Raw genomic sequence first — 26,586 nt, 5'->3', positions numbered from 1 at the left:
CACCATGCTGCGAAGGGGGCATATCGGCTTGACACCGAAGAGATATCCCAAGATCTCCCAGAAGCGGCCAGTGGCCGCCTCCCGCCATAAATCCGGAAATTCCGCTTCCACTCCGGAAAAGAGCGGGCGGGCGGCGGTCGATCCGCCGCCCGCCCCGGGCCGGGCCCTCCGCGTCAGCGCAGCGGTACGCCGCCCCCGCCCGCCGCGCCCCCCGCCGACTCCGGCGGGGCGGCGACCAGCCCGAGTTCGGCCGCCGTCGCCAGCAGCGGGTGCGCCGGCAGGATCCGTACGGTGTAGCCGAACGGCCCGGTGCGGTCCAGGGATAGGGGTCCCTCGAACACCCAGCGGCCCTCCAGGTCCGGCCCGGCGGCCGGCTTGAGCGGGAAGGCGCGCGCGTCCCGGATCACGTCCTGCGCGTCCACCCGGCCCGCGACGGCCGCCACCTCCACCTCCTCGGGGCCGAGCGTGTCCAGGGCGGCCTGCACCCGGAGGGTGAGCGTGGCGCCCAGTTCGGCGGTCCCGTTGACCGGGGCGGCGGCCAGCGCCTCCACGTGGCCCACCGACACCCGCGGCCAGCAGTCCCGGACGCGGCCCTTCCAGGCGGCCAGGTCCCGGGCCGCCTCCGGGGTGAGGGCGCGGTGGGCCAGGGCCGCGGGCGCGTAGAGGCGCTCGACGTACTCCCGCACCATCCGCCCCGCGAGCACCTTCGGCCCCAGCGAGACCAGGGTGCGGCGGACCATCTCGATCCACCGCGCCGGCAGCCGGCCCGGTCCGGTCCGGTCGTAGAACCGGGGGGCCACCCGCCGCTCGATCAGCTCGTAGAGGGCGGCGGCCTCCAGGTCGTCCCGCCGCTCCTCGTCGGTGTCCCCGTCGGCGGTGGGAATGGCCCAGCCGAAGTCGGGCTCGAACCATTCGTCCCACCAGCCGTCCAGCACCGACAGGTTGAGACAGCCGTTGAGCGCCGCCTTCATCCCGCTGGTGCCGCACGCCTCCAGCGGGCGGAGGGGGTTGTTCAGCCAGACGTCGCAGCCCGGGTAGAGCTTCTGCGCCATGGCCATGCCGTAGTCGGGGAGGAAGACGATCCGGTGCCGGACCCGCGGGTCGTCGGTGAACCGGACCAGCTCCTGCACCAGGCGCTTCCCGCCGTCGTCGGCGGGGTGCGCCTTGCCGGCGACCACGATCTGCACCGGCCGGTCGGGGTCGAGCAGCAGCCGGCGCAGCCGTTCCGGGTCGCGCAGCATCAGGGTGAGCCGCTTGTACGAGGGCACCCGGCGGGCGAACCCGATGGTGAGCACGTCCGGGTCGAGCACCGAGTCCACCCAGCCGAGCTCGGCGGCCCCGGCGCCACGCTGCCGCCAGGAGGCGCGCAGCCGCTCGCGCACCTCCTGCACCAGTTGTTCGCGCAGGCCCCGCCGCAGGTCCCAGATGTCCTGGTCGGGGATGTCGGCCACCGCGTCCCAGCGCTGCGAACCGCCCACGGACAGCGCGTCCTCGGTCCGCCCGGCCCCGATCTGCCGGGCGCCCAGCCGCATCACCTCGGGCGCCACCCAGGTCGGCGCGTGCACGCCGTTGGTCACCGAGGTGATGGGCACGTCGGCGGGGTCGAACCCGGGCCAGAGCCCGGCGAACATCTCCCGGGAGACGGCCCCGTGCAGGGTGGACACCCCGTTGGCCCGCTGGGCCAGCCGGAGCCCCATCACCGCCATGTTGAACACCCCGGGATCTCCGCCGGGGTAACTCTCGGCGCCCAGCTGGAGGATCCGCTCGACGGGTACGCCGGCCAGTTCGCCGCCCTCCCCGAAGTGCCGGGCGACCAGGGACCGGTCGAACCGGTCGATGCCCGCGGGCACCGGGGTGTGGGTGGTGAACACGGTCCCGGCGCGCACCGCCTCCACGGCGGCGTCGAAGTCGAGGCCCTGCTCCCCGGCGAGTTCCCTTATGCGTTCCAGTCCGAGGAATCCGGCGTGTCCCTCGTTCGTGTGGAACACCTCGGGCGCGGGGTGACCGCTGATCCGGCAGTACGTGCGCACGGCCCGCACCCCGCCGATGCCCAGCAGCATCTCCTGCAGCAGCCGGTGGTCGCTGCCGCCGCCGTAGAGCCGGTCGGTCACCTCGCGGGCGGCGGAGTCGTTGTCCTCGACGTCGGAGTCGAGCAGCAGCAGCGGGACCCGGCCGACGCGGGCCTGCCAGACGTGGGCGTGCAGGGCCCGGCCCCCGGGCAGGGTGAGGGTCACCCGGGCGGGGGATCCGTCCTCGTCCCGGAGCAGGGCGACGGGCAGTTCGTTGGGGTCGAGCACCGGGTAGTGCTCCTGCTGCCAGCCGTCCCGGGAGAGGGACTGGCGGAAGTACCCGTGCCGGTAGAGGAGCCCGACCCCGACGAGCGGGATGCCGAGGTCGCTGGCGGCCTTGAGGTGGTCCCCGGCGAGGATGCCGAGGCCGCCGGAGTACTGCGGCAGGGCGGCGGTGATCCCGAACTCGGGTGAGAAGTAGGCGACCGCGGCGGGCAGCTCCGCGCCCGACGGGTGGGACTGGTACCACCTCTCCCCGGTCAGGTAGTCGTCGAGATCGGCGGCCGCCGCGGCGAGCCTCCGCAGGAACCTCCGATCGCGGGCCAACGTTTGCAAACGGTCATCGGATACGGAGCCCAGCAGCCGGACGGGGTCCCCGCCCGCGGCGTGCCAGCCCTCGGGGTCGACGCTGTGGAAGAGTTCTCGGGTCTCGGCATGCCACGACCAGCGCAGATTTCGAGCGAGGCCGGCGAGCGGCAGCAGTGGTTCAGGCAGGACGGGGCGCACGGTGAATCGACGGATAGCCTTCACACGTTCCACCTTCGCAGGCGTTTGCGGATCGAAGCGGAGCACCACGCTGTGCTTCCGGTCATCACCCCGTGAAGGCTAGTGCCGCCGCCCTCCCCGCGCCGGGGACTCGGACGGATCCCCCGACTACGGCCGGAACCCTTCGAACAGTGGTCGGGGCCGTCAACAGGACCGTGCCCGAAGGTGACTTGACGAAGCCGGGGTCAATGCCGGTCCACGGGTTCACTTCGGTCGTGCGACTACGTACGAGTAGTTAACCAACACGGACGGTTGCACGGGGCGGGAGTGGGAAGGGCTCTGCGCGTACGCGCACGGCACACCCGCAAGCACCCCTCCCGCCACCCGAGTGAACGCGGACAGGAGCGGCCATGCCCGCAGCCCAGCCGTCGACGGAGCGGCTAGAAACAGAGCGAACAGAGCGTGCACTACCCGCTGATCCGCCGCCCGGACACCCCGGGCCGGCGGAGCTGGTGTCACCGAGCCCTGCGAACCTCCCCCAGGTGATCACATCATGATCGGTCGCATTCCCGTGCTGGACGTCCGCCCTGCCGTCGATTGCGGTGCCAGAGCCGCCAAGGCGGTGGTGGACGAGGTCTTCGAAGTATCCGCCACCGTGTTCCGGGAGGGACACGACGCCGTTGCCGCCCACGTGGTGCTGCGGGACCCCAAGGGGCGGCTGCGGGCGCCCGTCCCGATGCGGGAGCTGGCCCCCGGCACCGACCGGTGGGGGGCCCGCGTCTCCGCCGAGCTGGAGGGGAGGTGGACGTACACCGTCGAGGCGTGGAGCGATCCCGTCGCCACCTGGCGGTCGGCGGCGCTGATCAAGGTGCCGGCGGGCATCGACGGCGAGCTGATGCTGCTGGAGGGTGCCGAGCTCTACGAGCGGGCGGCCGTCCGGATCCCGAAGAAGGACGGCCGGGAGGCGGTGCTGCGGGCCGCCGAGCTGATGCGGGCGGAGGGTGATCCGCGGGTCCGGCTGCGGGCGGCGCTGACCGCCGAGGTGGACGAGGCCTTCGCCCGCCGGCCCTACCGGGAGCTGGTGACCTCGGCGAAGCCGGTCGCGGTGCTGGTGGAGCGCAAGCGGGCGCTGTTCGGTTCCTGGTACGAGATGTTCCCGCGGTCCGAGGGCGCGGTCGTCGAGGAGGGGCGGCCGCCGGTCAGCGGCACCTTCCGGACCGCTGCCGAACGGCTCCCGGCCATCGCCGCCATGGGCTTCGACGTGGTGTACCTGCCGCCGGTGCACCCCATCGGCACCACCTTCCGCAAGGGGGCCAACAACTCCCTCTCGGCCGACCGTTGGGACCCGGGCGTGCCGTGGGCCATCGGCTCCCCGGAGGGCGGCCACGACGCGGTCCACCCGGACCTCGGCACCATGGAGGACTTCGACCACTTCGTGGCGCGGGCCGGGGAGCTGCGGATGGAGGTGGCGCTGGACTTCGCCCTGCAGTGCTCGCCCGACCACCCGTGGGTGGAGAAGCACCCGGAGTGGTTCCGGCACCGGGCCGACGGGACCATCGCGTACGCCGAGAACCCGCCGAAGAAGTACCAGGACATCTTCCCGGTGCACTTCGACACGGACATGGCCGGGATCGTGGCCGAGACCCTGCGGGTGCTGCGGCACTGGATGGCCCACGGGGTCCGGATCTTCCGGGTCGACAACCCGCACACCAAGCCGGTGGTGTTCTGGGAGAAGGTGATCGGGGAGATCGGGAAGACCGACCCCGACGTGATCTTCCTGGCCGAGGCGTTCACCCGGCCGGCGATGATGCGGGCGCTGGCGTCCGTCGGCTTCCAGCAGTCGTACACCTATTTCACCTGGCGGAACACCAAGGCGGAGCTGACCGAGTACCTCCGGGAGCTGTCCTGCGAGACCGCCTCCGTGATGCGGCCGAACTTCTTCGTGAACACCCCCGACATCCTGCACGAGTACCTGCAGCACGGCGGCCGGCCCGCCTTCGAGGTGCGGGCGGTGCTCGCCGCGACCCTGTCCCCGGCCTGGGGGGTCTACGCGGGCTACGAGCTGTGCGAGAACACCCCGGTGCGGGAGGGCTCGGAGGAGTACCTGGACTCGGAGAAGTACCAGTTCCGGCCGCGGGACTGGGCGGCCGCCGAGCGGGAGGGGCGGACCATCGCCCCGCTGATCACCCAGCTGAACCGGCTGCGCCGGCGGCATCCGGCGCTCCAGCAGCTGCGCGACCTCCATTTCCACTCGACCGACAACGAACAGGTGATCGCCTACTCCAAGCATTCCGGAGCCAATTCCGTACTGGTGGTCGTCAACCTCGATCCGCACCACACCCAGGAGGCGACCGTCTCGTTGGACATGCCGGTACTCGGCCTCGACTGGCACGGGTCCCTCGCGGTGCGCGACGAGCTCACCGGCGAGACCTACCACTGGGGCAGGGCGAACTACGTGCGTCTGGAGCCGGGGCGAACGCCCGCGCATGTACTGGCCGCCCTGCGACCGTCCCCGCCCACCGGAGGGTCACCCACCACATGATGATCAACGATCCCGTCCACGACACCTTCGAGGACACCCCCGCCAAGGACCGCGATCCCGACTGGTTCAAGCGGGCGGTCTTCTACGAGGTGCTGGTCCGCTCCTTCCACGACAGCAACGGGGACGGGGTGGGCGACCTCAAGGGGCTGACCGCCAAACTGGACTACCTCCAGTGGCTCGGCATCGACTGCCTCTGGCTGCCGCCGTTCTTCGCCTCACCCCTGCGGGACGGCGGCTACGACGTCTCCGATTACACCTCCGTCCTCCCCGAGTTCGGCGATCTCGCCGACTTCGTGGAGTTCGTGGACGCCGCGCACCAGCGGGGCATGCGGGTGATCATCGACTTCGTCATGAACCACACGAGCGACCAGCACGAGTGGTTCCAGCAGTCCCGCAAGGACCCGGACGGGCCGTACGGCGACTACTACACGTGGGCCGACAACGACAAGCAGTACCAGGACGCCCGGATCATCTTCATCGACACCGAGACGTCCAACTGGACCTACGACCCGGTCCGCAAGCAGTACTACTGGCACCGGTTCTTCTCGCACCAGCCGGACCTCAACTACGAGAACCCCAAGGTGCAGGACGAGATCATCTCGGCGCTGCGGTTCTGGCTGGACCTGGGCATCGACGGGTTCCGGCTCGACGCGGTCCCGTACCTGTTCGCCGAGGAGGGCACCAACTGCGAGAACCTCCCCCGCACCCACACCTTCCTCAAGCGGGTGCGGGCCGAGATCGACGCGCACTACCCGGACACGGTCCTGCTGGCCGAGGCCAACCAGTGGCCGGAGGACGTGGTCGACTACCTGGGCGACTTCCGCTCGGGCGGGGACGAGTGCCACATGGCGTTCCACTTCCCCGTGATGCCGCGCATCTTCATGGCGGTGCGCAGGGAGAGCCGGTACCCCGTCTCCGAGATCCTCGCCAAGACGCCGGAGATCCCGGCACGCTGCCAGTGGGGCATCTTCCTCCGCAACCACGACGAGCTCACCCTCGAAATGGTCACGGACGAGGAACGCGACTACATGTACGCCGAGTACGCCAAGGACCCGCGGATGCGGGCCAACGTCGGCATCCGGCGCCGGCTCGCGCCCCTGCTCGACAACGACCGGCACCAGATCGAGCTGTTCACCGCCCTGCTGCTGTCCCTGCCGGGCTCGCCGATCCTCTACTACGGCGACGAGATCGGCATGGGCGACAACATCTGGCTGGGCGACCGGGACGGGGTCCGCACCCCGATGCAGTGGACGCCGGACCGCAACGCCGGTTTCTCCTCCTGCGATCCGGGCAGGCTCAACCTGCCGGTCATCATGGACCCGGTCTACGGGTACCAGGTCACCAATGTCGAAGCGGCGATGTCCTCGCCCTCCTCCCTGCTGCACTGGACCCGCCGGCTGATCGAGGTCCGCAAGGCGAACCCCGCCTTCGGCCTCGGCTCGTACACGGAACTGCCGTCGTCCAACCCGGCGGTGCTGGCGTTCCTGCGGGAGTACGGCGACGACCTCGTGCTCTGCGTGCACAACTTCTCCCGCTTCGCGCAGCCGACCGAGCTGGACCTGCGGTCGTTCAACGGGCGGGTCCCGGTGGAGCTCACGGGTGACGTGCGCTTCCCGCCGATCGGCGAGTGGCCGTACCTGCTGACCCTGGCGGGCCACGGCTTCTACTGGTTCCGCCTGCACGGGGAGTGACGGCCGCACGGAGGCCGGCGCCCATCCCGTGCCGGCCTCCGTCCCACCGCTCCGCACCCCCACCGCACAGCACCGCACCGCACCCCCACCGCACGCAACCCACCGCACGCACCACGTGCCCGGCCCCGGCGGCGAACGGGTCAATCGCCGTCCCTGTACGGATCATCCTGACCCGACACTCGCCCATCGCCGGACAGCAATCACAGCAATCCGGGACACTCTGCGCATTCCATGACGGCCCCGGGGAAAGGACGCAACGCCATGTCAGAGGCTGCATCCGCCCGGAGCCGCCCGCGCGGCGGCCACGGCCGCCTCGCCGCCGACCGGCTCGGCCCGCTGGAGCCCATGCTCCGCGCCTGGCTGCCCCACCAGCGCTGGTTCGCCGGCAAGGGCCGCGAGATCGGCCGGGTCGAGCTCGTCTCGGCGGCGGACCTGCTCCCGCCCCGGGTGGTCCCCGGCCTGCTGCACCTGCTGGTGGACGTCGACGGCGACTGCTACCAGCTGCTGCTCGGCGTCCGGCCGGCCCTGCCGCCCGCCCTCGCGCCCGCCCTGATCGGACGCGCCGAGACCGGACCGTACGCCGGCCAGTTCGTCTACGAGGGACTCGGCGATCCCCGCCTCGCCGCACTGCTGCTGGAACGGCTGCGCTCCCCCGGGGTCCTCGGCCCGCTCCGCTTCGACCGGGACCCGATGGCCCTGATCCCGGCCGCCCTGGCACCCCGGCCGCTCTCCGGCGAGCAGACCAACTCCTCGCTGATCTACGGGGATTCGTACATCCTCAAGGTGTTCCGCCGGGTCGGCCCCGGGGTCAACCCGGACCTGGAGCTGCCCCGGGCGCTGGCCGCCGCCGGCTGCGGCCGGGTGCCGGCCCCGGTCGCCTGGTACGAGGCGGACCTGCCCGGCGGCACCCCCGGCGACCGGGGCGGCCCGGAGCCGCTGACCCTGGGCGTGCTCCAGCCGTACCTGCGCGGCTCGCACGACGGCTGGCAGCTCGCGCTGCGCAAGCTGAGCGCCGGCGCCGACTTCACCACCGAGGCGCACGCGCTGGGCCGGGCCACCGCCGAGGTGCACAGCGCACTGGCGACCGCGCTGCCGACGGTGGCCCTGGACCCGGAGCGCACGGCCCGGCTGGCGGCCGGGATGACCGCCCGGCTGGCCGCCACCGTCCGCGAGGTGCCCGCCCTGCGGCCGTACGAGGCCGGGCTGCGCGGCGCCTTCGACGCACTGGCCGCCTCCCGCGGACTGGCCGTGCCCGCCCAGCGGATCCATGGCGACCTGCACCTGGGCCAGACCCTGCGGACCGCCGACGGCACCTGGTCACTGATCGACTTCGAGGGCGAGCCGGCCCGGCCGCTGGCCGAGCGCCGCCGCCCCGAACCGGCCGTCCGGGACATCGCCGGAATGCTCCGCAGCTTCGACTACGCCGCCCGCTCCCACCAGCCCTTCGCCCCGGCCTGGGCGGACGCCGCCCGGGCCGCCTTCTGCGAGGGCTACGCCCGCACCACCGGCCGCGACCCCCGCGAGGACCCGGTGCTGCTGCGCGCGTTCGAGACGGACAAGGCCGTCTACGAAGCCCGCTACGAGTCCCGGCACCGCCCGGACTGGCTGCACGTCCCGATGGCGGCCATCCGCCGCCTCTCCCAACGCGACCGCCCGCCCGCCAAACGGGCGCCCGCACCCTCCCCCCACCCCCGCCCGCAGCCCCCGAGGAGGCCGCACACGTGAGCGCCGCCCGTCAGCCGTCGCCGCCGTCACCCGTCGCCAAGAGCGACGCCCCCGCCAAGAAGCCCCGCACACCGCGCGCCCGCAAGGCAGCGCCCGCGGCCCCCGCGGCCCCCGTGCACGGAGTGCGGCCCGCACCCCCGCTGCATCCGGACGAGCGGACCCGGCTGCTGGAGGGCCGGCACCACGATCCGCACGCGGTGCTGGGCGCCCGGGTCCTGCGGGGCGGGGTGGCGGTCCGGGCCCTGCGCCCGTACGCGAAGTCGGTGACCGTGGTCGCCAAGGGCCTGCGGACCGAGCTGCACGACGACGGGGACGGCCTGTTCTCGGGGCTGCTGCCGCTCACCGAGGTGCCGGACTACCGGCTCCTGGTGGCGTACGGCGACCACGAGACCGAGGTGCACGACCCGTACCGGTTCCTGCCCGCCCTCGGCGAGCTGGACCTGCACCTGATCGGCGAGGGCCGGCACGAGGAGCTGTGGACCGCCCTGGGCGCCCATCCCATGGAGCACCAGGGGGTGGCCGGCACCCGGTTCACCGTATGGGCGCCCAACGCCCGGGGGGTGCGCGTCACCGGCGACTTCTCGTGCTGGGACCCGGTGGCCCACCCGATGAGGTCACTGGGATCGAGCGGGGTGTGGGAGGTGTTCCTGCCGGGCATCGGCGAGGGCGCCCTCTACAAGTTCGACATCACCAGGCCGGACGGCTCGCACACCCTGCGGGCCGACCCGATGGCCCGCCGTACCGAGGTGCCCCCGGCCACCGCCTCGGTGGTGACCGCCGACGCGTACGCCTGGCAGGACGCGGAGTGGATGGCGAACCGGGGGAACCGGCCGCCGCACCAGGCGCCGTTCTCGGTGTACGAGGTCCACCTGGCCTCGTGGCGGCCGGGGCTGGACTACCGGCAACTCGCAGAGCAGTTGCCCGCGTACGTGAAGGAGCTCGGCTTCACCCACGTGGAACTCATGCCGGTGGCCGAGCACCCCTTCGGCGGCTCCTGGGGCTACCAGGTGACCGGCTTCTACGCGCCGACCTCCCGGCTGGGCGGCCCCGACGACTTCCGCTTCCTCGTCGACTCGCTGCACCGGGCCGGCATCGGGGTGATCATCGACTGGGTGCCGGCCCACTTCCCGCGGGACGACTGGGCACTGGCGGAGTTCGACGGGCGCCCGCTGTACGAGCACGAGGACCCGCGCCGGTCGGCGCACCCGGACTGGGGGACGCTGGAGTTCGACTACGGCCGCAAGGAGGTCCGCAACTTCCTGGTGGCCAACGCGGTGTACTGGGCACAGGAGTTCCACGTGGACGGCATCCGGGTGGACGCGGTCGCCTCGATGCTCTACCTGGACTACTCGCGGAACGACGGCGAGTGGGCGCCGAACGAGCACGGCGGCCGGGAGAACTGGGACGCGGTCCGCTTCCTCCAGGAGATGAACGCCACGGTGTACCGGCGCTGCCCGGGGGTGGTGACCATCGCGGAGGAGTCCACCGCCTGGGAGGGGGTGACCCGGCCGACCGACGCCGGGGGCCTGGGCTTCGGGCTGAAGTGGAACATGGGCTGGATGCACGACACCCTCCGCTACATGGGGAAGGAGCCGGTGCACCGGAAGTACCACCACCACGACATGACCTTCGGGATGGTGTACGCGTACAGCGAGAACTACGTCCTGCCGATCTCGCACGACGAGGTGGTGCACGGCAAGGGCGCACTGGTCTCGAAGATGCCCGGGGACTGGTGGCAGCAGCGCGCCGGCCACCGGGCCTACCTGGGCTTCATGTGGGCCCACCCGGGCAAGCAACTGCTTTTCATGGGGCAGGAGTTCGCGCAGGGGGCGGAGTGGTCCGAGGCGCACGGTCCGGACTGGTGGCTGCTGGACCCCGGCTACTCGGCGGCGGGTGACCACCGGGGGGTGCGGGAGCTGGTGGCCGACCTGAACCGGGCCTACCTGGCCGCGCCCTCCCTGTGGGAGCGGGACAGCGTGCCGGACGGGTTCGCCTGGGTGACGGCGGACGCGGCCGACGACAACGTCTTCGCCTTCCTGCGGTACGCGGCGGACGGCTCACCGCTGCTGGCGGTCAGCAACTTCTCCCCGGTGGTGCGGCAGGGCTACCGGATCGGGGTGCCGGACGGGCCGCGGGCGTGGCGGGAGGTGCTGAACACCGACGCCGAGCGGTACGGGGGCAGCGGCGTCCACCACCCCCGTCCGCTGCGGGCGCTGCCGGAGCCGGCCCACGGCCGGCCGGCGAGCCTGCGGATGACGCTGCCGCCGCTGGCCACGGTCTGGCTCAGGCCGTAGCGGTCACCGCCCGGAGGCGGGGTTCGAGCCCGGTGCGCAGCTTGCGCCCGGCCCGGGCCCCGGCCGTCCGGGCGACCGGTCCCCGTCCCGGCCCCGTGACGGGGGCCCTCACCACCCCCGTGCGCGAGGGCCCCCGTACCGGTCACGCAGGTGACGTCGGTCCGGTTCGATCCGCCCGGGGGTATGTGGCGCGGCTCACGTGATACGTATCGCGTACGCTTGGCCGAAAAGGTGAGCACATCTCGACTGCATCGAGTGACGGAAGTGGATCTTCCACTAATCGGTTACCTCGCGGTCACGGGAAAACCGGACCAAAGCGCCGACCGTCCTAGGAGATTCCTACGAGTTGTGACCTTGGGTGAACAGCCCGTAGTCGGCACCCCCCGGCCACTTCTACCGTGTGCCTCGTGCACCAGAGCCCACCCTTCAACGCCCCCGCCGCCCGCCGCCTGCGCGTGGCCCTGGGGATGGCGCCCGGCCACGTCGCCTACGGTCTGCGCGCCCAGTACGGACTCCTCGTCTCCCCCGAAACCGTCATGGCCTGGGAACTCGGCGAGGCATCACCCGGTTCGGCGGAGCTGACCGCGCTCGCGGGAGTGCTGTGGTGCTCCCCCGGGGACCTGCTGGCCGAGCCGGTCACCCTGCGGGAGCACCGGATCGCCCGCGGGTACTCCCCGGAGGACCTCGCCCGCCGGATCGGACTGGAGGCGAACTCCTACCAGAAGATGGAGGACACCGGCCGCTGGAAGGGCAACGAGCGGCAGTCCGCGGCCCTGGCCGCCGTACTGAGCCTGACCCTTCCGCAGTTCGTGGCCGCCACCGGGAAGCAGGAGGAACTCGCCGGGCTGCTGCGCAGCGCGGTCACCACCCGCTGGCAGGCGTACCTCAAGCCACTGGCCAAGCTGTTGCCGGTGCCCAAGGACCATCTGGAACTCGTGCTCGAACGCCTGCACTCGGACTACCAGTCGCGCATGGTCACCACCCTCAGCTGGGGCGGCGGCATGGGCGAGGCCGGAACCGGGGACGCGGGCCGGGAGTTCCTCGCGGACATCGTGGACCGCTTCTGGTCCCTGGCCCGGGGCGCCGAGTAGCCCGGGCCCCGCGGCGGGCCGGGAGCCGGCCGGCTCCGGGGATCGGCAGCCGGGGGCCGGGCGTCAGAAGACGAACTCGGCCTCGTACATGCGGTCCTCCGGCACCCTCTTCAGCTCCGTGACCGCGGACGCCAGCGGCGCCATCACGATGTCGGTGCCGCGCAGCGCGGTCATGTTGCCGAAGTCCCCCCGGTGGGCGGCCTCGACCGCGTGCCAGCCGAAGCGGGTCGCCAGGACCCTGTCGTACGCGGTGGGTACGCCGCCGCGCTGGACGTGGCCGAGGATGACCGGCCGGGCCTCCTTGCCGAGCCGGTGCTCCAGCTCGATGGCGAGCCGGTTGCCGATGCCGGCGAAGCGCTCGTGCCCGTACTGGTCGATCGCGCCCTTCTCGTACGGCATCGAGCCCTCGGCGGGATGGGCGCCCTCGGCCACGCAGATGACGGCGAACCTCTTGCCGCGGGCGAACCGCTCCTCCACCATCTTGACCAGGTCGTCCACCTCGAACAGGCGCTCGGGGAGGCAGATGCCGTGGGCGCCGCCGGCCATTCCGGACTCCAGGGCGATCCATCCGGCGTGCCGGCCCATCACCTCCACCACCATCACGCGCTGGTGCGACTCGGCGGTGGTCTTGAGCCGGTCCATGGCCTCGGTGGCGACCGTGACCGCCGTGTCGAAGCCGAAGGTGCGGTCGGTGGCGGAGATGTCGTTGTCGATGGTCTTCGGCACGCCGACCACCGGCATGCCCGCGTCGGACAGCATGCGGGCGGCCGTCAGGGTGCCCTCGCCGCCGATCGGGATCAGCACGTCCAGGTTGTACTTCCGGGACAGGGCCGCGCAGTTCTCGGCCGCCTCGCGCAGCCGGTCGCGCTCCAGGCGGGCCGATCCCAGGATCGTTCCGCCGCGGGCCAGGATGCCGCTGACCGCGTTGATGTCCAGCGGACGGTAGTGGCCGTCGAGGAGTCCCTTGAAGCCGTCCTCGAAGCCGATGACTTCGTCCCCGTGCCCGACGACGGCGCGGTGCACCACAGACCGGATGACGGCGTTCAGGCCCGGGCAGTCGCCGCCTGCGGTGAGAACTCCGATACGCATCGTGCTGTGTCTCCTGCTCCTGGTCGTTCGCTCCTGGTCGTTCGCTCCCGGCCGTCCACTCCCGGCCGCTTGCCCCGGCCGTTCGCTCCGACCGTTCACTCCGGCTCGTTTACGAAGCTTGTCCGATTCTTCCACGGTCGGGAGATCAGGCGCGCTCTGTGGTAGCCCGCACAGAAACACACCGAAGGCCCCTTTACCCCCCACCTCGGGGTCATGCTCCCGGTAAGCGCCTTATCCATCACGAGGGGTATTGTCAAGGGGGCAAGCCCGCCCCACCGGGAAAAGTTCACACCGGCATGACAGCCACCGACACGGACGGAGAGCAGGCGTGACGCGCAGCGTGTACCTGACCGGCATCGACCGGGGAGACGGCCGGCAGGTCATCGAGCTGGGAATCATGGAACTGCTGGCCCGCCAGACGGGCCGGGTCGGCGTCTACCGCCCCCTGCTGCACGACGCACCCGACCGCCTGTTCGAGGTGCTCAGGGGCCGCTACCGGCTGGAGCAGGACCCGGCGACCGCCTTCGGCATGGAGTACCACGAGGCCTCCGCGGTGCTGGCCGAGAAGGGCACCGACGAGCTGGTCTCCCGGCTGGTCGACCGCTACCAGCGGGCCGCCCGCGACTTCGACGTCATGCTGGTCCTCGGCACCGACTACGCCGAGACCAACCTGCCGGACGAGCTGGCGCTCAACGCCCGGCTCGCCAACGAGCTGGGAGCCGTCGTCATCCCGGTGGTCGGCGGCACCCGGCAGCCGGCCGAGTCGGTCCGCGCCGAGGCCCGCAACGCCCACCGCGCGTACGAGAGCCTGGGCTGCCAGGTCGTCGCCATGGTGGTGAACCGGGTGGCCGCCGAGGACCGCGAGGCGATAGCCGGGCGGCTGGCGGCCCGGCTGCCGGTCCCCTGCTACGTCCTGCCGGACGACAAGTCCCTGGCCGCACCGACCGTCGCCCAGATCACCCGGGCGCTCGGCGGCGAGGTGCTGCTCGGCGACGACGCCGGTCTGGCGCGGGACGCCCTGGACTTCGTCTTCGGCGGCGCCCACCTGCCGAACTTCCTCAACGCCCTGACCCCCGGCTGCCTGGTGGTCACCCCCGGCGACCGCTCCGACCTGGTGGTCGGCGCGCTGGCCGCGCACACCGCCGGCACCCCGCCGATCGCCGGCGTGCTGCTGACCCTGGGCGAGCGCCCCGGCCAGGACGTGCTGACCCTGGCCTCGAAGCTGGCGCCGGGCACCCCGGTGGTGTCGGTGGCCGGCAACAGCTTCCCGACCGCCGCCGAACTCTTCTCCCTGCAGAGCCGGCTGACCTCCGCGACGCCCCGCAAGCTGGAGACCGCCCTCGGCCTGTTCGAGCGGCACGTGGACACCGCGGAACTGCGCGGCCTGCTGTCGCTGGCCCGGTCCGAGCGGGTCACCCCGATGATGTTCGAGAACGCGCTGCTGGAACAGGCCCGTTCGGAGCGCCGCCGGGTGGTGCTGCCCGAGGGGACCGAGGAGCGGGTGCTGCGTGCCGCCGACGTGGTACTGCGCCGCGGGGTCTGCGACCTGACCCTGCTCGGCGAGACCCAGGCGGTGCTGAAGAAGGCCGCCGACCTCGGCGTGGACATCGGCCGCGCCGACATCGTGGACCCGGCCACCTCCCCTCTGCGGGAACGTTTCGCTGAGCACTACGCGCAGGCCCGGGCGCACAAGGGCATGACCGTCGAGCTGGCCGGCGACGTGGTCACCGACGTGAACTACTTCGGCACCCTGATGGTCCAGGAGGGCCTGGCCGACGGCATGGTCTCCGGCGCGGTGCACTCCACCGCGTCGACCATCCGGCCCGCCTTCGAGATCATCAAGACCAACACAGCCGCGCGATGGGGGTCCCCCCGGACGGAGTCTGGGGGAGCGTCAGGCAGGGTGGTGGCGGGCGACGGGAGGGCGAAGCCCGAAGCGTCGATCGTCTCGTCCGTGTTCTTCATGTGCCTGGCCGACAAGGTCCTCGTCTACGGCGACTGCGCGGTCAACCCGGACCCGGACGCCGAGCAACTCGCCGACATCGCCGTGCAGTCCGCCGCCACCGCGGCCGCCTTCGGGGTCGAGCCGCGGATCGCGATGCTCTCGTACTCCACCGGCACCTCCGGCTCCGGCGCGGACGTGGACAAGGTCCGCAAGGCCACCGAACTCGTCCGCGCACAGCGCCCGGACCTCTTGATCGAGGGGCCGATCCAGTACGACGCGGCCGTGGACGCGGACGTGGCCGCGACCAAGCTGCCCGGCTCCGAGGTTGCCGGCCGGGCCACCGTACTGATCTTCCCGGACCTCAACACCGGCAACAACACGTACAAGGCCGTGCAGCGTTCGGCCGGCGCCGTCGCGGTCGGGCCGGTGCTCCAGGGTCTGCGCAAGCCGGTCAACGACCTCTCGCGCGGCGCCCTGGTCCAGGACATCGTCACCACGATCGCGATCACCGCGATCCAGTCCCAGGCCCCCTCACCGTCTCCCTCTGCGTCCCCCTCTCCGTCGGCGAAGTAAGGAACCCGTCCCCAGTGAACGCGACCGCATCGCGCGTACTCGTCCTCAACTCCGGCTCCTCGTCGGTCAAGTACCAGCTGCTCGACATGGCGGACCGGTCCCGGCTGGCCGTCGGCCTGGTGGAGCGGATCGGCGAGGAGAGCTCCCGGCTGGTCCACGAACCCTCGGCCGCCGACCGCGGGAAGCGCGAGCGGCTCGGGCCGATCGCCGACCACGCGGAGGCGCTGAAGGCGGTGGCGGCCGAGCTGGCCGCGGACGGCCTGGGCCTGGACTCCCCCGAGCTCGCGGCCGTCGGCCACCGGGTGGTGCACGGCGGCACCCGGTTCACCGCCCCCACCGTCATCGACGAGGAGGTGCTCGCCGAGATCGGGAAGCTGGTGCCGCTGGCCCCGCTGCACAACCCGGCGAACATCACCGGCATCCGGGTGGCGCTCTCCCTGCGCCCGGACATCCCGCAGGTGGCGGTGTTCGACACGGCCTTCCACGCGACGATCCCCGACCACGCCGCCCGGTACGCGATCGACGCGGAGACCGCGGCGAAGTACTCCGTCCGCCGGTACGGCTTCCACGGCACCTCGCACGCCTACGTGTCCCGGGCCGCGGCGGCCCTGCTGGGCAAGGCCCCCGAGGAGGTCAACGTCATCGTGCTGCACCTGGGCAACGGCGCCTCGGCCTCGGCCGTGCGGGGCGGGGTGTGCGTGGACACCTCGATGGGACTGACCCCGCTGGAGGGCCTGGTCATGGGCACCCGCTCGGGCGACCTGGACCCGGCGGTGATCTTCCACCTGGCCCGGGTCGGCGGACTGTCGGTCGACGAGATCGACTCGCTGCTGAACAAGCGGAGCGGTCTGCTGGGCATGTGCGGGGACAACGACATGCGGGAGGTGCTGCGCCGGGCCGGAGAGGGCGACGAGGCGGCGCGGAGCGCCTTCGCGACGTACGCGTACCGGCTGAAGAAGTACATCGGCGCCTATTCGGCGGTGCTCGGTCGGGTGGACGCGGTGGTCTTCACGGCCGGGGTCGGCGAGAACTCGGCTGAGGTGCGGGAGGCTGCGGTGGACGGGCTGGGCGCGCTCGGCCTGGTCCTTGATCCGCAGGTCAACGCGGTGCGCTCGCGCGAGCCGCGGCTGATCTCGGCGGCCTCGGCGCGGGTCGCCGTGGCGGTGGTCCCGACGGACGAGGAGCTGGAGATCGCCGAGCAGAGCTACGCGCTGGTTACTGAATAGTCAGTTGGAGTTTCCGCCAGACGGAATATTCCGCTGCGAAACAAACGGGATAGGATCCGCTTATGCGCCGTTCCAAAATCGTCTGCACGCTGGGCCCCGCCGTCGACTCGTATGAGCAGCTGAAAGCACTCATCGAGGCAGGCATGAACGTGGCCCGATTCAACTTCAGCCACGGCTCCCAGGCAGAACACCAGGAGCGGTACGACCGCGTCCGGAAGGCCGCCGAGGACACCGGGCGCGCGATCGGCGTCCTCGCCGACCTGCAGGGACCCAAGATCCGCCTGGAGACCTTCGCCGAGGGTCCGGTGGAGCTGGTGCGCGGTGACGAGTTCACCATCACCACCGAGGACGTCCCGGGTGACAAGTCCATCTGCGGCACCACCTACAAGGGCCTGCCCGGGGACGTCACCAAGGGCGACCAGGTCCTGATCAACGACGGAAACGTCGAGCTCCAGGTGGTCTCGGTCGAGGGCCCCCGGGTCAAGACCGTCGTCATCGAGGGCGGTGTCATCTCCGACCACAAGGGCATCAACCTGCCCGGTGCGGCCGTCAACGTGCCGGCCCTGTCGGAGAAGGACAAGGAGGACCTCCGCTTCGCCCTCCGGATGGGCTGCGACATGGTCGCGCTGTCCTTCGTCCGCGACGCCAACGACGTCCGCGACGTCCACCAGGTCATGGACGAGGAGGGCCGCCGGGTCCCCGTCATCGCCAAGGTCGAGAAGCCGCAGGCGGTGGAGAACATGGAGGCCGTGGTCGCGGCCTTCGACGCCGTCATGGTGGCGCGCGGCGACCTGGCCGTCGAGTACCCGCTCGAAAAGGTCCCGATGGTCCAGAAGCGGCTCATCGAGATGTGCCGCCGCAACGCCAAGCCGGTGATCGTCGCGACCCAGATGATGGAGTCGATGATCACCAACTCCCGGCCGACCCGCGCCGAGGCCTCCGACGTGGCCAACGCCATCCTGGACGGCGCGGACGCGGTCATGCTGTCCGCCGAGTCCTCGGTCGGCCAGTACCCGATCGAGACCGTCAAGACGATGTCGAAGATCGTCGCGGCGGCCGAGGAGGAACTGCTCTCCAAGGGCCTGCAGCCGCTGGTCCAGGGCAAGAAGCCGCGCACCCAGGGCGGCTCCGTGGCCCGCGCGGCCTGCGAGATCGCCGACTTCCTGAACGGCAAGGCACTGGTCGCCTTCACCCAGTCCGGCGACACCGCCCGCCGGCTGGCGCGCTACCGCGCCTCCCAGCCGATCGTGGCCTTCACCACCGACGTGAACACCCGCAACCAGCTCACCCTGAGCTGGGGCGTGGAGTCCCACATCGTCCCGTTCGTGGACAACACGGACGCGATGGTCGACCTGGTGGACGGCGAGATGCTCAAGCTCAAGCGGTTCAACCCGGGCGACACCATGATCATCACGGCCGGCTCGCCCCCCGGCGTCCCGGGCACGACCAACATGGTCCGGGTCCACCACCTGGGCGGCGGCGACCTCGACTGACCCCGTCGCGCACCGCACAGCCCGCACAGCCGGCCGAGGCCCGCACCCCCGAAGGGGTGCGGGCCTCGGCCGTGCGGTCGTGCGGATGGTGCCGGTCGTGCGTGTGGTGCCGGCCGCGGGGGCGGGTGCTACTCGGGCGGGCCGATGTAGTTCTTCAGGCCCGGGACGGTCAGGGTGCCGCCGAACTGCCCGGCCTGGACCACCTTGACCTTGGTGAAGAAGGCGAACGGCACGTCCAGCGGGGGCGGGCTGTTCGGGCTGAACTCGATCGGGATGATCCCGAACAGGTTGCCCTTCAGGGACTCGGTGTACATGGTCACCGTCCCGCCGCGGATCTTCGAGGTGGAGCCGGGCCTCGACTTGAGGTGCGCGACGTTCCCGCTCTTGCCCACGGTCTGGTACAGGTCCTTGATGTCCAGCGAGTCCGCGGTGAACTTCAGCACCTTCTTGATCTTGCCGCTGCCCGTCTTCACCTCGACGATGCCGTGGTACTTCAGGCCGTAGAGGGTCAGCAGGGAGCTGTCCAGGTACCAGGGCTCGTCCGGCAGGAGCGGGATGCCGGGTTCGAGCTCGGCCTCGGCCAGGGCCTTGGCGTCGTACGTCGGGCAGGGGAACGGCTCCTTGCCGTCCGCGCCCTTCTTCCCGTCCTTCCCGTCGCCGGCCTCGGCGTCCTTCTCGTCCTCGCCCTTGACCCCGGTCCGCCCCTCCTCGGTGCCGGTCTTGCCGGTCTCGTCCCTGGGCTTGGTCTCGGTGTCCTTGACCTCGTCGGAGAGTTCGGCGACCGGTACGCCGGCCTCCTTGGCGGCGTCCCGGATCTGCTGCTCCTGCGGGTGGGGAGCGACCGGGGCCTTCGGGGTGGCGGTCGGGGCGGACGGAGCGGGAGTGGGAGCGGACGGGGCGGGCTGCTTGCCGGCCAGCCCGTCCAGCAGGTCGCCGACCTTGTCGCCCAGGCCCAGCGGGTCGAGCGGGTTGGGCTTCTGGGTCGCCGTCGGCGTGGCCGTCGGGGACGGGACCGCCGTCGGCGCGGACGGGTCCTGCTTCTGGGGCTTCACCGGTGCGGAGGCGGACGGCACGGGGGCCGGAGCCCTGCTCGCACGCGCCGAGGGGCTCGCGCCGGGCGAGGCACCCGGCGAGGGCTTCTTGGTGGGGCTCTTCGAGGCCGAGGGCGACGGAGAGGCGGACTTGCTCTCCTCCTCCTTCGGCTCGTCCGAGCGCGTCACGCACGGTCCCGGCGCGAACGGGATGTCCTTGTCGTCGGCGAGCGCCAGCTTCGGGGCCATACCCATGCCGACGAACACGGCCGTGGGCATCGCGGCGAGCGCCATGGTCTTGCCGACGGGTATCTGGAGCTTCGTCAGCAGCGACTTCCTGGGGGCCGCGTGTCGCGGGCCCTTCCTCTCACGGGACTCTGCGTCTGGGGCCACGGCCCGCTGCGTCTCGTCACCCCGCACTGTTCCTCCCGCCATCGGCGTGGCCGCTCGTCTCGGTCGCGTAATCCGTTTCCATGTCGCGGGGGCCGGGGACGGCGGCCGCGGCCAGCGCCTCGGCCGGCTGTCCGGCCGGCTCCTCGACGGGGGTGCCCGGCGCCCACGACAGGGCGAGGCAGCCGCCCACCAGTGCGCAGAGGAAGCCCATGAAGAAGCCGCCGAGGTTGGACACCGGCAGCGACACCAGGCCGAGGAGGAGCGTGGCCACGCCCGCGAAGATCCGGATCGTCTGCTGGAACCACAGGGCCAGGCCCAGGGTGATCAGCAGGACCCCGATGATCAGGGCGCCGGCACCGCCGGTCGTCGCCATCGCGATGGTGACGCTGCCGAGCCGGAGGTCCGCGTACGGGAAGTAGGCGATCGGCACACCGGCGAGCAGGGTGAACAGCCCGGCCCAGAACGGCCGCGTGCCGCTCCAGCCATGGAAGCGGTAGTACACCACGGTGAGCCAGTGGTCGCGGGCGGCGTTGACCGGGGCCTGGGGGTTCATGGACAACAGCTCCCTGGAAACGGTGGTACTGGAGAACTACGTGGAGCCCGGACGGGCGGAGCGCACCACGGGGCGCGGGGCCCCGCGGCCCGCCCGTCCGGTCCTGCAACGGGGACGGACTACTTCTCGTCCTCGTAGCACGGCTGGTCGCCGCCGAGCAGGCGCAGCTTGAGGTCGGGCAGGCTGAAGGTACCCGCCGTCGTCGCCCACGCCTTCTGCCGCACGTTGGACAGCGTCGCCTCTTCGGCGCGCTGCGAGAACGCGTACGGGCTCTTCACCGTGCCGGGCTGCGGCTTCATCTTGTGGCTGGGGTCGCCCACGGCCACACCGATGTCGAGGTTCTTGAACTCGGCGTCGGCGTCCAGCTCGGCGACATCCAGGTAGATGTTCTTCGCCACTGCCGGGCGGCCCTTGTGGCCGGTCTGCAGCTTCAGCGTGATGTTGCCAATGCCGGGCACCGGGGTGACCAGCGACTGGCACATGTTGGTGATCTTGGCCTCGCTGAACCCGGAGATGGTGACCGGGTGGGCCTGCGGGTTGCCCTTGAGGTCATGACCCTCGGCGACACCGCCGTACTGGATCAGGTCCTTGCCCTCGAGCTTGTCGGCGCGGACCTTGAAGTCCTGGCCGGACACGCTGAAGGACGCCGCAAGGGCACCCTGCGCCAGACCGACACCCACCGCGGCGGTCGCCGCGATGCTCGGCACCATGACGAGCGCGAAGCGCTTCCATCTGGTCCCGCCACGAATCTGGGAATTCATCTTGTTCCTCCTTCTCGGACGTACATCTCCGGTCCGGGCCCTGCCCGTCCTGGGATGGGAGAAGTGCTACGTCCTCGGGAAGGAGCGCAGGAGACCGAGGCGCGGATCCGCGACAGGTACACCGGCGATCACCCCCGAGCGACAACCACTGGGCCACGCGTCCGCGCAACCTGGAGGACAGGCCCTGCCGGTTCGGCAGAGACCCCCCTGTCCCGGGCCGGCGGCAAGGCCACCGGTCCACTCGGTGGGGACCCATCTCCCCAGTTCCGGATGAACGGCTCTGCGGGATGGACCGAGCGTGGCCGATCGTGGTCCATTCCAGGGCTCGGCACAAGGGGGTTCGTTACTCACGGGTAACGGCTGGATAACCAGGGCGCGACGCGCGGCTTCCGGGCCGCCACACAGGGTGTCACCCGGGGCCATGACAAAACCCCCGGTTCCCTCCGCAAGCGGACAGATCCGGGGGTTCGACTTACTCCCAGTAACAGCCCTTCGCATTACCAAGTTTTGGTAAAGCGAAGGCGCTGTTCGTCTCCGTGTCAATAAATCGCCGGTGTCCCGCGACCCTTCGCGCGGGCTTCCGGACGGGCTCCCACAGGGGTCGTCGGGACTGCCTCCGAGGGGGTCCTCAGAAGAGCACCCGGGCGAGGGCGGTGCGGGCCGCCGTCACCCGTGGGTCGTCGGCGCCGATCACCTCGAACAGTTCCAGCAGCCGCAGCCGGACCGCGTCCCGGTCCTCACCGGCCGTCACCCGCACGGTGTCGACCAGCCGCCCGAAGGCGTCCTCGACGTGCCCGCCCACCAGGTCCAGGTCCGCCGCCGCGATCTGCGCGGCCGGGTCCCGCGGGTTCTCCGCCGCCGCGGTGCGCACCGCCTGCGGGTCCATGTCCCGTACCCGGGACAGGAGTTCGGCCTGCGCCAGACCCAGCCGGGCCTCCGGGTGCGCGGGGTCCTCGGCCAGTACGTTCTTGTACGCCTGGACGGCTCCGCCCAGGTCACCGGCGTCCAGGGCGCGCATGGCCGCTTCGAGCAGGGAGTCGTACGGGCCCGCGGGCACGGTGGCACCGGCCTCGCCCGGGGCGCCCTCGGCATCCGGGTCCACCGTGATCCCGGTCAGGCCGAAGCGCTCCTCGGCGACCTGGATCAGCTGCGCGAGGGTCTCGCGGATCTGCTGTTCGGGGGCCGCCCCCTGGAACAGCGGGAGCGCCTGGCCCGCGACCACCGCGAAGACCGCCGGAATGCCCTGGATGCCGAACTGCTGCATCAGCATCTGGTTGGCGTCGACGTCCACCTTGGCGAGCACGAAGCGGCCGGCCGCCTCCACGGCCATCCGCTCCAGCAGCGGGCCGAGTTGCTTGCACGGCTCGCACCACTCGGCCCAGAAGTCGATGACGACCGGAACCTCGGTGGACCGCTGGATCACATCACGCTCGAAGCCGGCCTCGTCGACGTCGATGACGAGCGCGGACGGCGGCACCGCCGCCGAGCCGCCCTGGCGGGCTGCCTCCGCGCGCGCCTGCTCCGCCTTGGCCTTGGCCTCGCCGGCCGCCTTCACCGCGGCGAGGTCGACGACGCCGCTCATGGACATGTTTCTGGGCTGCATGCGTACATCCTCCCCCGTGTGCGCGCGCCTGCGGAAAAGGTTCGCCGGAAAGCCGGAGAACCGACGGTGGCGCCGGGTCCCCACCTGGCGCCGGTAGCGGTCGCGTGGTTGTCGCTTCGGTCTCACTCTTACGCTACGAGTCGTAGCGTAACTCCCTCGGAGGGTATCGCGACCGTGATGTCAGCCACAGCGCCGACGCCCGCCGCCAAGAGCGGCGGCACCGACGGAGCCTCCCGGAAACATGACGGTGACGGGGGTCACGGCGGTTTCGCTACCGACGGGTATGGTCCTCTGCCATGCACACGCTCGGCTCCCCCTCCGGTCGCACCGGCCGCCCCCGAAGCGCCGCGGCGGACGCCGCGATCCTCGCGGCGACCCGGGACGCGCTGTGCGAACTGGGCTGGTCCAAGCTGACGATGAGCGATGTCTCGGCCCGCGCCGGCGTCGCCAAGACCACCCTCTACCGGCGCTGGGCCGGCAAGAACGAGCTGGTCGTGGACGCGGTCGCGGAACTGTTCGACTCCCTGGAACTGCCGGACCGCGGCTCACTGGAAGCCGACGTGGAGTACGTGGTGCTCCGGTTCGCGGAGCTGCTGCGCCGCCCGGAGGCCCGTACGGCCCTGATGGCGGTGGTCGCCGAGTCCACCCGGGACGAGGCGCTGCGGGACCGGATCCGGTCGGCGATCGTGGACCGGCAGAAACGACTCGTCGTACTGGGGCGGGAACGTGCCCAGGCCCGGGGCGAACTCCCCTACGAGGAGGACGCGTCCCTGACCGGCCGCACCACCGACCTGATCTTCGACGTGATCGCCGGGACGGTGGTGCACCGCGCGCTGGTCAGCTCGGAGCCGGTGGACGAGGAGTGGGTGGCCACCTTCACGGCCCTGCTGATGCACGGCCTCCGCGGCCCCGCCGCCTGAGGGCGGCCCGGGCCCGACCCTCCGCACGAGTCCGGCCCCTCCACACGAGTCCGGCCCCGCCGCGCGGGGGAGGCGCGGCGGGGCCGGGTGCGGGGTCGACCTGCGGCCGGCCCGCCTAGAAGCCGGGCGGCTCCGTGTACACGCCCCACTCCTGGCGCAGTGCGTTGCAGATCTCCCCGAGCGTGGCCTCGGCCCGTACGGCGTCCAGCATGGCCGGGATCATGTTCGAGCCGTCGCGGGCGGCCATGAGCATGGCCTCCAGGGCACCGGCCACCTTCGCGTCGTCCCGCCGGTCCTTGCGCTCGCCGAGCACCCGGACCTGCTCCCACTCCACCTCGTGGCTGACCCGGAGGATCTCCAGGTCGCCGGTCACGGACCCGTCGTGGCAGTTGACGCCGACGACCCGCTTCTCACCCTTCTCCAGCGCGCGCTGGTACTGGAAGGCGGACTCGGCGATCTCCCCGGTGAACCAGCCGTCCTCGATTCCGCGCAGGATGCCGGAGGTGATCGGACCGATCGGGTGCTTCCCGTCCGGGTGGGCGCGCAGGCCGCGCTCCTTGATCTGGTCGAAGATCTTCTCCGCGTCCGCCTCGATGCGGTCGGTGAGCTGCTCGACGTACCAGGAGCCGCCCAGCGGGTCGGCCACGTTGGCCACGCCGGTCTCCTCCATCAGCACCTGCTGGGTGCGCAGGGCGATTTCGGCGGCCTGCTCGCTGGGCAGCGCGAGGGTCTCGTCGAGGGCGTTGGTGTGGAGGGAGTTGGTGCCGCCGAGCACGGCCGCCAGGGCTTCCACGGCGGTCCGCACCACGTTGTTGTACGGCTGCTGGGCGGTGAGCGAGACGCCGGCCGTCTGGGTGTGGAAGCGCAGCCACATCGCCTTGTCGGTCTTGGCGCCGTAGACCTCCTTCATCCAGCGCGCCCAGATCCGGCGGGCGGCCCGGAACTTGGCGATCTCCTCGAAGAAGTCGAGGTGGGCGTCGAAGAAGAAGGAGAGGCCGGGGGCGAAGACGTCCACGTCGAGCCCGCGGGACAGGCCCAGCTCCACGTAGCCGAAACCGTCGGCGAGGGTGTACGCGAGCTCCTGCGCGGCCGTCGCGCCAGCCTCGCGGATGTGGTAGCCGGAGACCGAGAGCGGCTTGTAGGCGGGGATGCCGTTGGCGCAGTACTCCATGAGGTCGCCGATGAGCCGCAGGTGCGGCTCCGGAGCGAAGATCCACTCCTTCTGGGCGATGTACTCCTTGAAGATGTCCGTCTGCAGCGTGCCGTTGAGCACCGCCGGGTCGACGCCCTGGCGCTCGGCGGCGACCAGGTACATGCAGAAGGCCGGGACGGCGGGTCCGGAGATGGTCATCGACGTGGTCACGTCGCCGAGCGGGATGTCCTTGAAGAGGACCTCCATGTCGGCCGCGGAGTCGATGGCCACTCCGCAGTGCCCGACCTCGCCCAGCGAGCGCGGGTCGTCGGAGTCCCGGCCCATCAGGGTGGGCATGTCGAAGGCCACCGAGAGTCCGCCGCCTCCGGCGGCCAGGATCATCTTGTAGCGCTCGTTGGTCTGCTCGGCGTTGCCGAAGCCGGCGAACTGCCGGATCGTCCAGGTGCGGCCCCGGTAGCCGGTGGGGTACAGGCCCCGGGTGAACGGGTACTCGCCCGGCCATCCGATGCGCTCGAAGCCCTCGTAGGTGTCGCCGGGCCGGGGTCCGTAGACCGGGTCGACGGCATCGCCGGAGAGCGTGGTGAAGTCGGCGTCGCGCTTGCGGGCCTTGTCATAACGGGCCTGCCAGCGGCGGCGGCCCTCCTCGATGGCGTCAGCGTCCATGCTGCGAATTTACTAGGACGTCCTAGTAAATGTCGATGGCAAACCCCGGGAAGTCCTCCCGGGGTTCCCTCGGACTGCCGAACGGAGCCGCCCGCCGCGGACTACGCGCGCGCGGTCGCGGGGTCGCCGACGACCAGCGGCTCGACCTCGGCGCGGACCTTGCGCTCGACGAAGAAGGCGGCCAGCGGGATGGTGCCGCTCACCAGCACCCACAGCAGCTTGCCGAAGGACCACTTGGCCTTGGAGCCCAGGTCGAAGGCGAAGACGAGGTAGATCATGAAGAGCACGCCGTGCGCCTGGGAGACCGCGAAGGTCAGGTCGGCGCCGGTGTCGAAGCCGTACTTCGCCACCATGCAGGCACAGAGGATCAGCAGCATCACGGCGGTGACGTAGGCCATGACGCGGTAGCGGGTCAGCACGCTTCGTTTCATGCCGTCGAGCGTAACGGTCCGGTTTGCGAGATCTTGACCCGGGCGCCGCTTCATCGGGCGTGACCCTGCTTACCGCTCTCCCTCCTTCCTCGCCTACTTCTCCTCGAAGTCGGCGGCGGCGACCCGCAGCGGCCGGAGCATCGCGAAGATCTCCGCGCACTCCTCCGCGTCGTACACGCCGAGCCCGAAGTCGATCGCCATCAGGTCCCGGGTCGCGGCCTCCACGACCTCCCGGCCCTTGTCCGTGATCGAGGCCAGGGTCCCGCGGCCGTCGTTGGGGTTGGGCCGCTTGGCCACGAGCCCGGACTTCACCAGGCGGTCCACGGTGTTGGTGACGGAGGTCGGGTGGACCATCAGGCGTTCGCCGATCTTCGACATCGGCAGCTCGCCGGACTTGGAGAAGGTCAGCAGCACCAGCGCCTCGTACCGCGCGAAGGTCAGCCCGTAGGGCTTCACCACCGCGTCGACCTCGCCGAGCAGGATCTGATGGGCGCGCATGATCGAGGTGATCGCGGCCATCGAGGGCACGGGTCCCCAGCGCTGCTGCCAGAGCTCGTCGGCGCGGGCGATGGGATCGAAGGAAAGGCTGAGCGGCTTGGGCACGTAGCTGACCCTACCGGCCGGTCATTTGGTGG

General features: G+C 71.4%; 18 protein-coding genes. 9 read left to right on the top strand and 9 right to left on the bottom strand.

Annotated features, from left to right (window positions below; genetic code table 11):
* Nucleotides 1-173: 173 nt before the first annotated feature.
* Nucleotides 174-2,819: an alpha-glucan family phosphorylase gene (glgP, locus tag AC067U_RS34205; RefSeq protein ID WP_478833726.1), complete on the bottom strand. Its 2,646-nt coding sequence runs from the start codon at nucleotides 2,817-2,819 to the stop codon at nucleotides 174-176.
* Between the two features lie 508 nt (nucleotides 2,820-3,327).
* On the opposite strand from glgP, the gene AC067U_RS34200 reads away from it, so the two are divergent.
* The 5 genes from AC067U_RS34200 (at nucleotide 3,328) to AC067U_RS34180 (ending at nucleotide 12,117) form a co-directional block, all read left to right on the top strand.
* Nucleotides 3,328-5,316 (top strand): alpha-1,4-glucan--maltose-1-phosphate maltosyltransferase, encoded by a 1,989-nt coding sequence (locus tag AC067U_RS34200; protein WP_478833725.1) that lies wholly within the window; start codon nucleotides 3,328-3,330, stop codon nucleotides 5,314-5,316.
* Nucleotides 5,313-7,007 (top strand): maltose alpha-D-glucosyltransferase, encoded by a 1,695-nt coding sequence (gene treS / locus AC067U_RS34195; protein ID WP_478833724.1) that lies wholly within the window; start codon nucleotides 5,313-5,315, stop codon nucleotides 7,005-7,007. Before AC067U_RS34200 ends, treS begins: the two co-directional genes overlap by 4 nt.
* A gap of 261 nt (nucleotides 7,008-7,268) precedes the next feature.
* Entirely contained in the window at nucleotides 7,269-8,732 is a 1,464-nt protein-coding gene (locus AC067U_RS34190) for a maltokinase N-terminal cap-like domain-containing protein (protein ID WP_478833723.1), read from the top strand.
* The gene (gene glgB, locus AC067U_RS34185) at nucleotides 8,729-11,026 is read left to right on the top strand and encodes a 1,4-alpha-glucan branching enzyme (protein ID WP_478833722.1); all 2,298 of its coding nucleotides are present in this window, start codon (nucleotides 8,729-8,731) and stop codon (nucleotides 11,024-11,026) included. The genes AC067U_RS34190 and glgB overlap by 4 nt, the downstream gene beginning before the upstream one ends.
* Before the next feature lie 467 nt (nucleotides 11,027-11,493).
* The gene (locus AC067U_RS34180; RefSeq protein WP_478833772.1) at nucleotides 11,494-12,117 is read left to right on the top strand and encodes a helix-turn-helix domain-containing protein; all 624 of its coding nucleotides are present in this window, start codon (nucleotides 11,494-11,496) and stop codon (nucleotides 12,115-12,117) included.
* Nucleotides 12,118-12,180: 63 nt separating this feature from the next.
* Here the strand turns inward: AC067U_RS34180 and AC067U_RS34175 are convergent, their stop codons facing one another.
* Nucleotides 12,181-13,206, bottom strand: coding sequence for an ATP-dependent 6-phosphofructokinase (locus AC067U_RS34175; RefSeq protein ID WP_478833721.1), 1,026 nt, complete (start codon nucleotides 13,204-13,206; stop codon nucleotides 12,181-12,183).
* A 328-nt stretch (nucleotides 13,207-13,534) separates the two neighbouring features.
* On the opposite strand from AC067U_RS34175, the gene pta reads away from it, so the two are divergent.
* The 3 genes from pta to pyk all read left to right on the top strand — a co-directional run bounded on the left by pta (nucleotide 13,535) and on the right by pyk (nucleotide 18,443).
* Nucleotides 13,535-15,724, top strand: a complete 2,190-nt coding sequence (gene pta, locus AC067U_RS34170) for a phosphate acetyltransferase (RefSeq protein WP_478833720.1) — start codon at nucleotides 13,535-13,537, stop codon at nucleotides 15,722-15,724.
* Nucleotides 15,725-15,738: 14 nt separating this feature from the next.
* The gene (locus AC067U_RS34165) at nucleotides 15,739-16,950 is read left to right on the top strand and encodes an acetate kinase (protein ID WP_478833719.1); all 1,212 of its coding nucleotides are present in this window, start codon (nucleotides 15,739-15,741) and stop codon (nucleotides 16,948-16,950) included.
* A gap of 62 nt (nucleotides 16,951-17,012) precedes the next feature.
* Nucleotides 17,013-18,443: a pyruvate kinase gene (gene pyk, locus AC067U_RS34160; RefSeq protein ID WP_478833718.1), complete on the top strand. Its 1,431-nt coding sequence runs from the start codon at nucleotides 17,013-17,015 to the stop codon at nucleotides 18,441-18,443.
* Between the two features lie 128 nt (nucleotides 18,444-18,571).
* Here the strand turns inward: pyk and AC067U_RS34155 are convergent, their stop codons facing one another.
* From AC067U_RS34155 to AC067U_RS34140, 4 genes are all read right to left on the bottom strand, one after another.
* Nucleotides 18,572-19,894, bottom strand: coding sequence for a hypothetical protein (locus AC067U_RS34155; protein WP_478833717.1), 1,323 nt, complete (start codon nucleotides 19,892-19,894; stop codon nucleotides 18,572-18,574).
* A complete protein-coding gene (locus tag AC067U_RS34150; RefSeq protein WP_478833716.1) occupies nucleotides 19,884-20,420 on the bottom strand; it encodes a DUF6114 domain-containing protein in 537 nt (178 codons plus the stop codon). The genes AC067U_RS34155 and AC067U_RS34150 overlap by 11 nt, the downstream gene beginning before the upstream one ends.
* A gap of 119 nt (nucleotides 20,421-20,539) precedes the next feature.
* Nucleotides 20,540-21,181, bottom strand: a complete 642-nt coding sequence (locus AC067U_RS34145; protein ID WP_478833715.1) for a DUF6230 family protein — start codon at nucleotides 21,179-21,181, stop codon at nucleotides 20,540-20,542.
* Nucleotides 21,182-21,809: 628 nt separating this feature from the next.
* Nucleotides 21,810-22,784 carry a tetratricopeptide repeat protein gene (locus AC067U_RS34140; protein ID WP_478833714.1) on the bottom strand — a complete coding sequence of 325 codons (975 nt, stop codon included), beginning with the start codon at nucleotides 22,782-22,784 and terminating at the stop codon, nucleotides 21,810-21,812.
* Between the two features lie 296 nt (nucleotides 22,785-23,080).
* Here AC067U_RS34140 and AC067U_RS34135 point away from each other — a divergent pair, with 296 nt between their 5' ends.
* Entirely contained in the window at nucleotides 23,081-23,704 is a 624-nt protein-coding gene (locus tag AC067U_RS34135; RefSeq protein ID WP_478833713.1) for a TetR/AcrR family transcriptional regulator, read from the top strand.
* 115 nt (nucleotides 23,705-23,819) lie between these two features.
* Here AC067U_RS34135 and AC067U_RS34130 read toward each other — a convergent pair whose 3' ends face one another.
* From AC067U_RS34130 to AC067U_RS34120, 3 genes are all read right to left on the bottom strand, one after another.
* Nucleotides 23,820-25,520, bottom strand: coding sequence for an acyl-CoA mutase large subunit family protein (locus AC067U_RS34130; RefSeq protein WP_478833712.1), 1,701 nt, complete (start codon nucleotides 25,518-25,520; stop codon nucleotides 23,820-23,822).
* Nucleotides 25,521-25,621: 101 nt separating this feature from the next.
* A complete protein-coding gene (locus AC067U_RS34125; RefSeq protein WP_478833711.1) occupies nucleotides 25,622-25,951 on the bottom strand; it encodes a DUF3817 domain-containing protein in 330 nt (109 codons plus the stop codon).
* 93 nt (nucleotides 25,952-26,044) lie between these two features.
* Nucleotides 26,045-26,554, bottom strand: a complete 510-nt coding sequence (locus tag AC067U_RS34120; RefSeq protein WP_478833710.1) for a MarR family winged helix-turn-helix transcriptional regulator — start codon at nucleotides 26,552-26,554, stop codon at nucleotides 26,045-26,047.
* Nucleotides 26,555-26,586 lie beyond the last annotated feature (32 nt).

This window comes from Streptomyces sp. NPDC043853, assembly GCF_056436025.1.
Note: the sequence above shows the minus strand (reverse complement) of the source record. Positions and strands in the feature narration are given on the sequence as shown.

Coding starts and splice junctions, on each gene's coding strand:
- AC067U_RS34200 (WP_478833725.1), top strand. CDS start 3,328: ATGATCGGTCGCATTCCCGTGCTGGACGTCCGCCCTGCCGTCGATTGC.
- treS (WP_478833724.1), top strand. CDS start 5,313: ATGATGATCAACGATCCCGTCCACGACACCTTCGAGGACACCCCCGCC.
- AC067U_RS34190 (WP_478833723.1), top strand. CDS start 7,269: ATGTCAGAGGCTGCATCCGCCCGGAGCCGCCCGCGCGGCGGCCACGGC.
- AC067U_RS34180 (WP_478833772.1), top strand. CDS start 11,494: ATGGCGCCCGGCCACGTCGCCTACGGTCTGCGCGCCCAGTACGGACTC.
- AC067U_RS34175 (WP_478833721.1), bottom strand. CDS start 13,206: ATGCGTATCGGAGTTCTCACCGCAGGCGGCGACTGCCCGGGCCTGAAC.
- pyk (WP_478833718.1), top strand. CDS start 17,013: ATGCGCCGTTCCAAAATCGTCTGCACGCTGGGCCCCGCCGTCGACTCG.
- AC067U_RS34150 (WP_478833716.1), bottom strand. CDS start 20,420: ATGAACCCCCAGGCCCCGGTCAACGCCGCCCGCGACCACTGGCTCACC.
- AC067U_RS34145 (WP_478833715.1), bottom strand. CDS start 21,181: ATGAATTCCCAGATTCGTGGCGGGACCAGATGGAAGCGCTTCGCGCTC.
- AC067U_RS34140 (WP_478833714.1), bottom strand. CDS start 22,784: ATGCAGCCCAGAAACATGTCCATGAGCGGCGTCGTCGACCTCGCCGCG.
- AC067U_RS34135 (WP_478833713.1), top strand. CDS start 23,081: ATGCACACGCTCGGCTCCCCCTCCGGTCGCACCGGCCGCCCCCGAAGC.
- AC067U_RS34130 (WP_478833712.1), bottom strand. CDS start 25,520: ATGGACGCTGACGCCATCGAGGAGGGCCGCCGCCGCTGGCAGGCCCGT.
- AC067U_RS34125 (WP_478833711.1), bottom strand. CDS start 25,951: ATGAAACGAAGCGTGCTGACCCGCTACCGCGTCATGGCCTACGTCACC.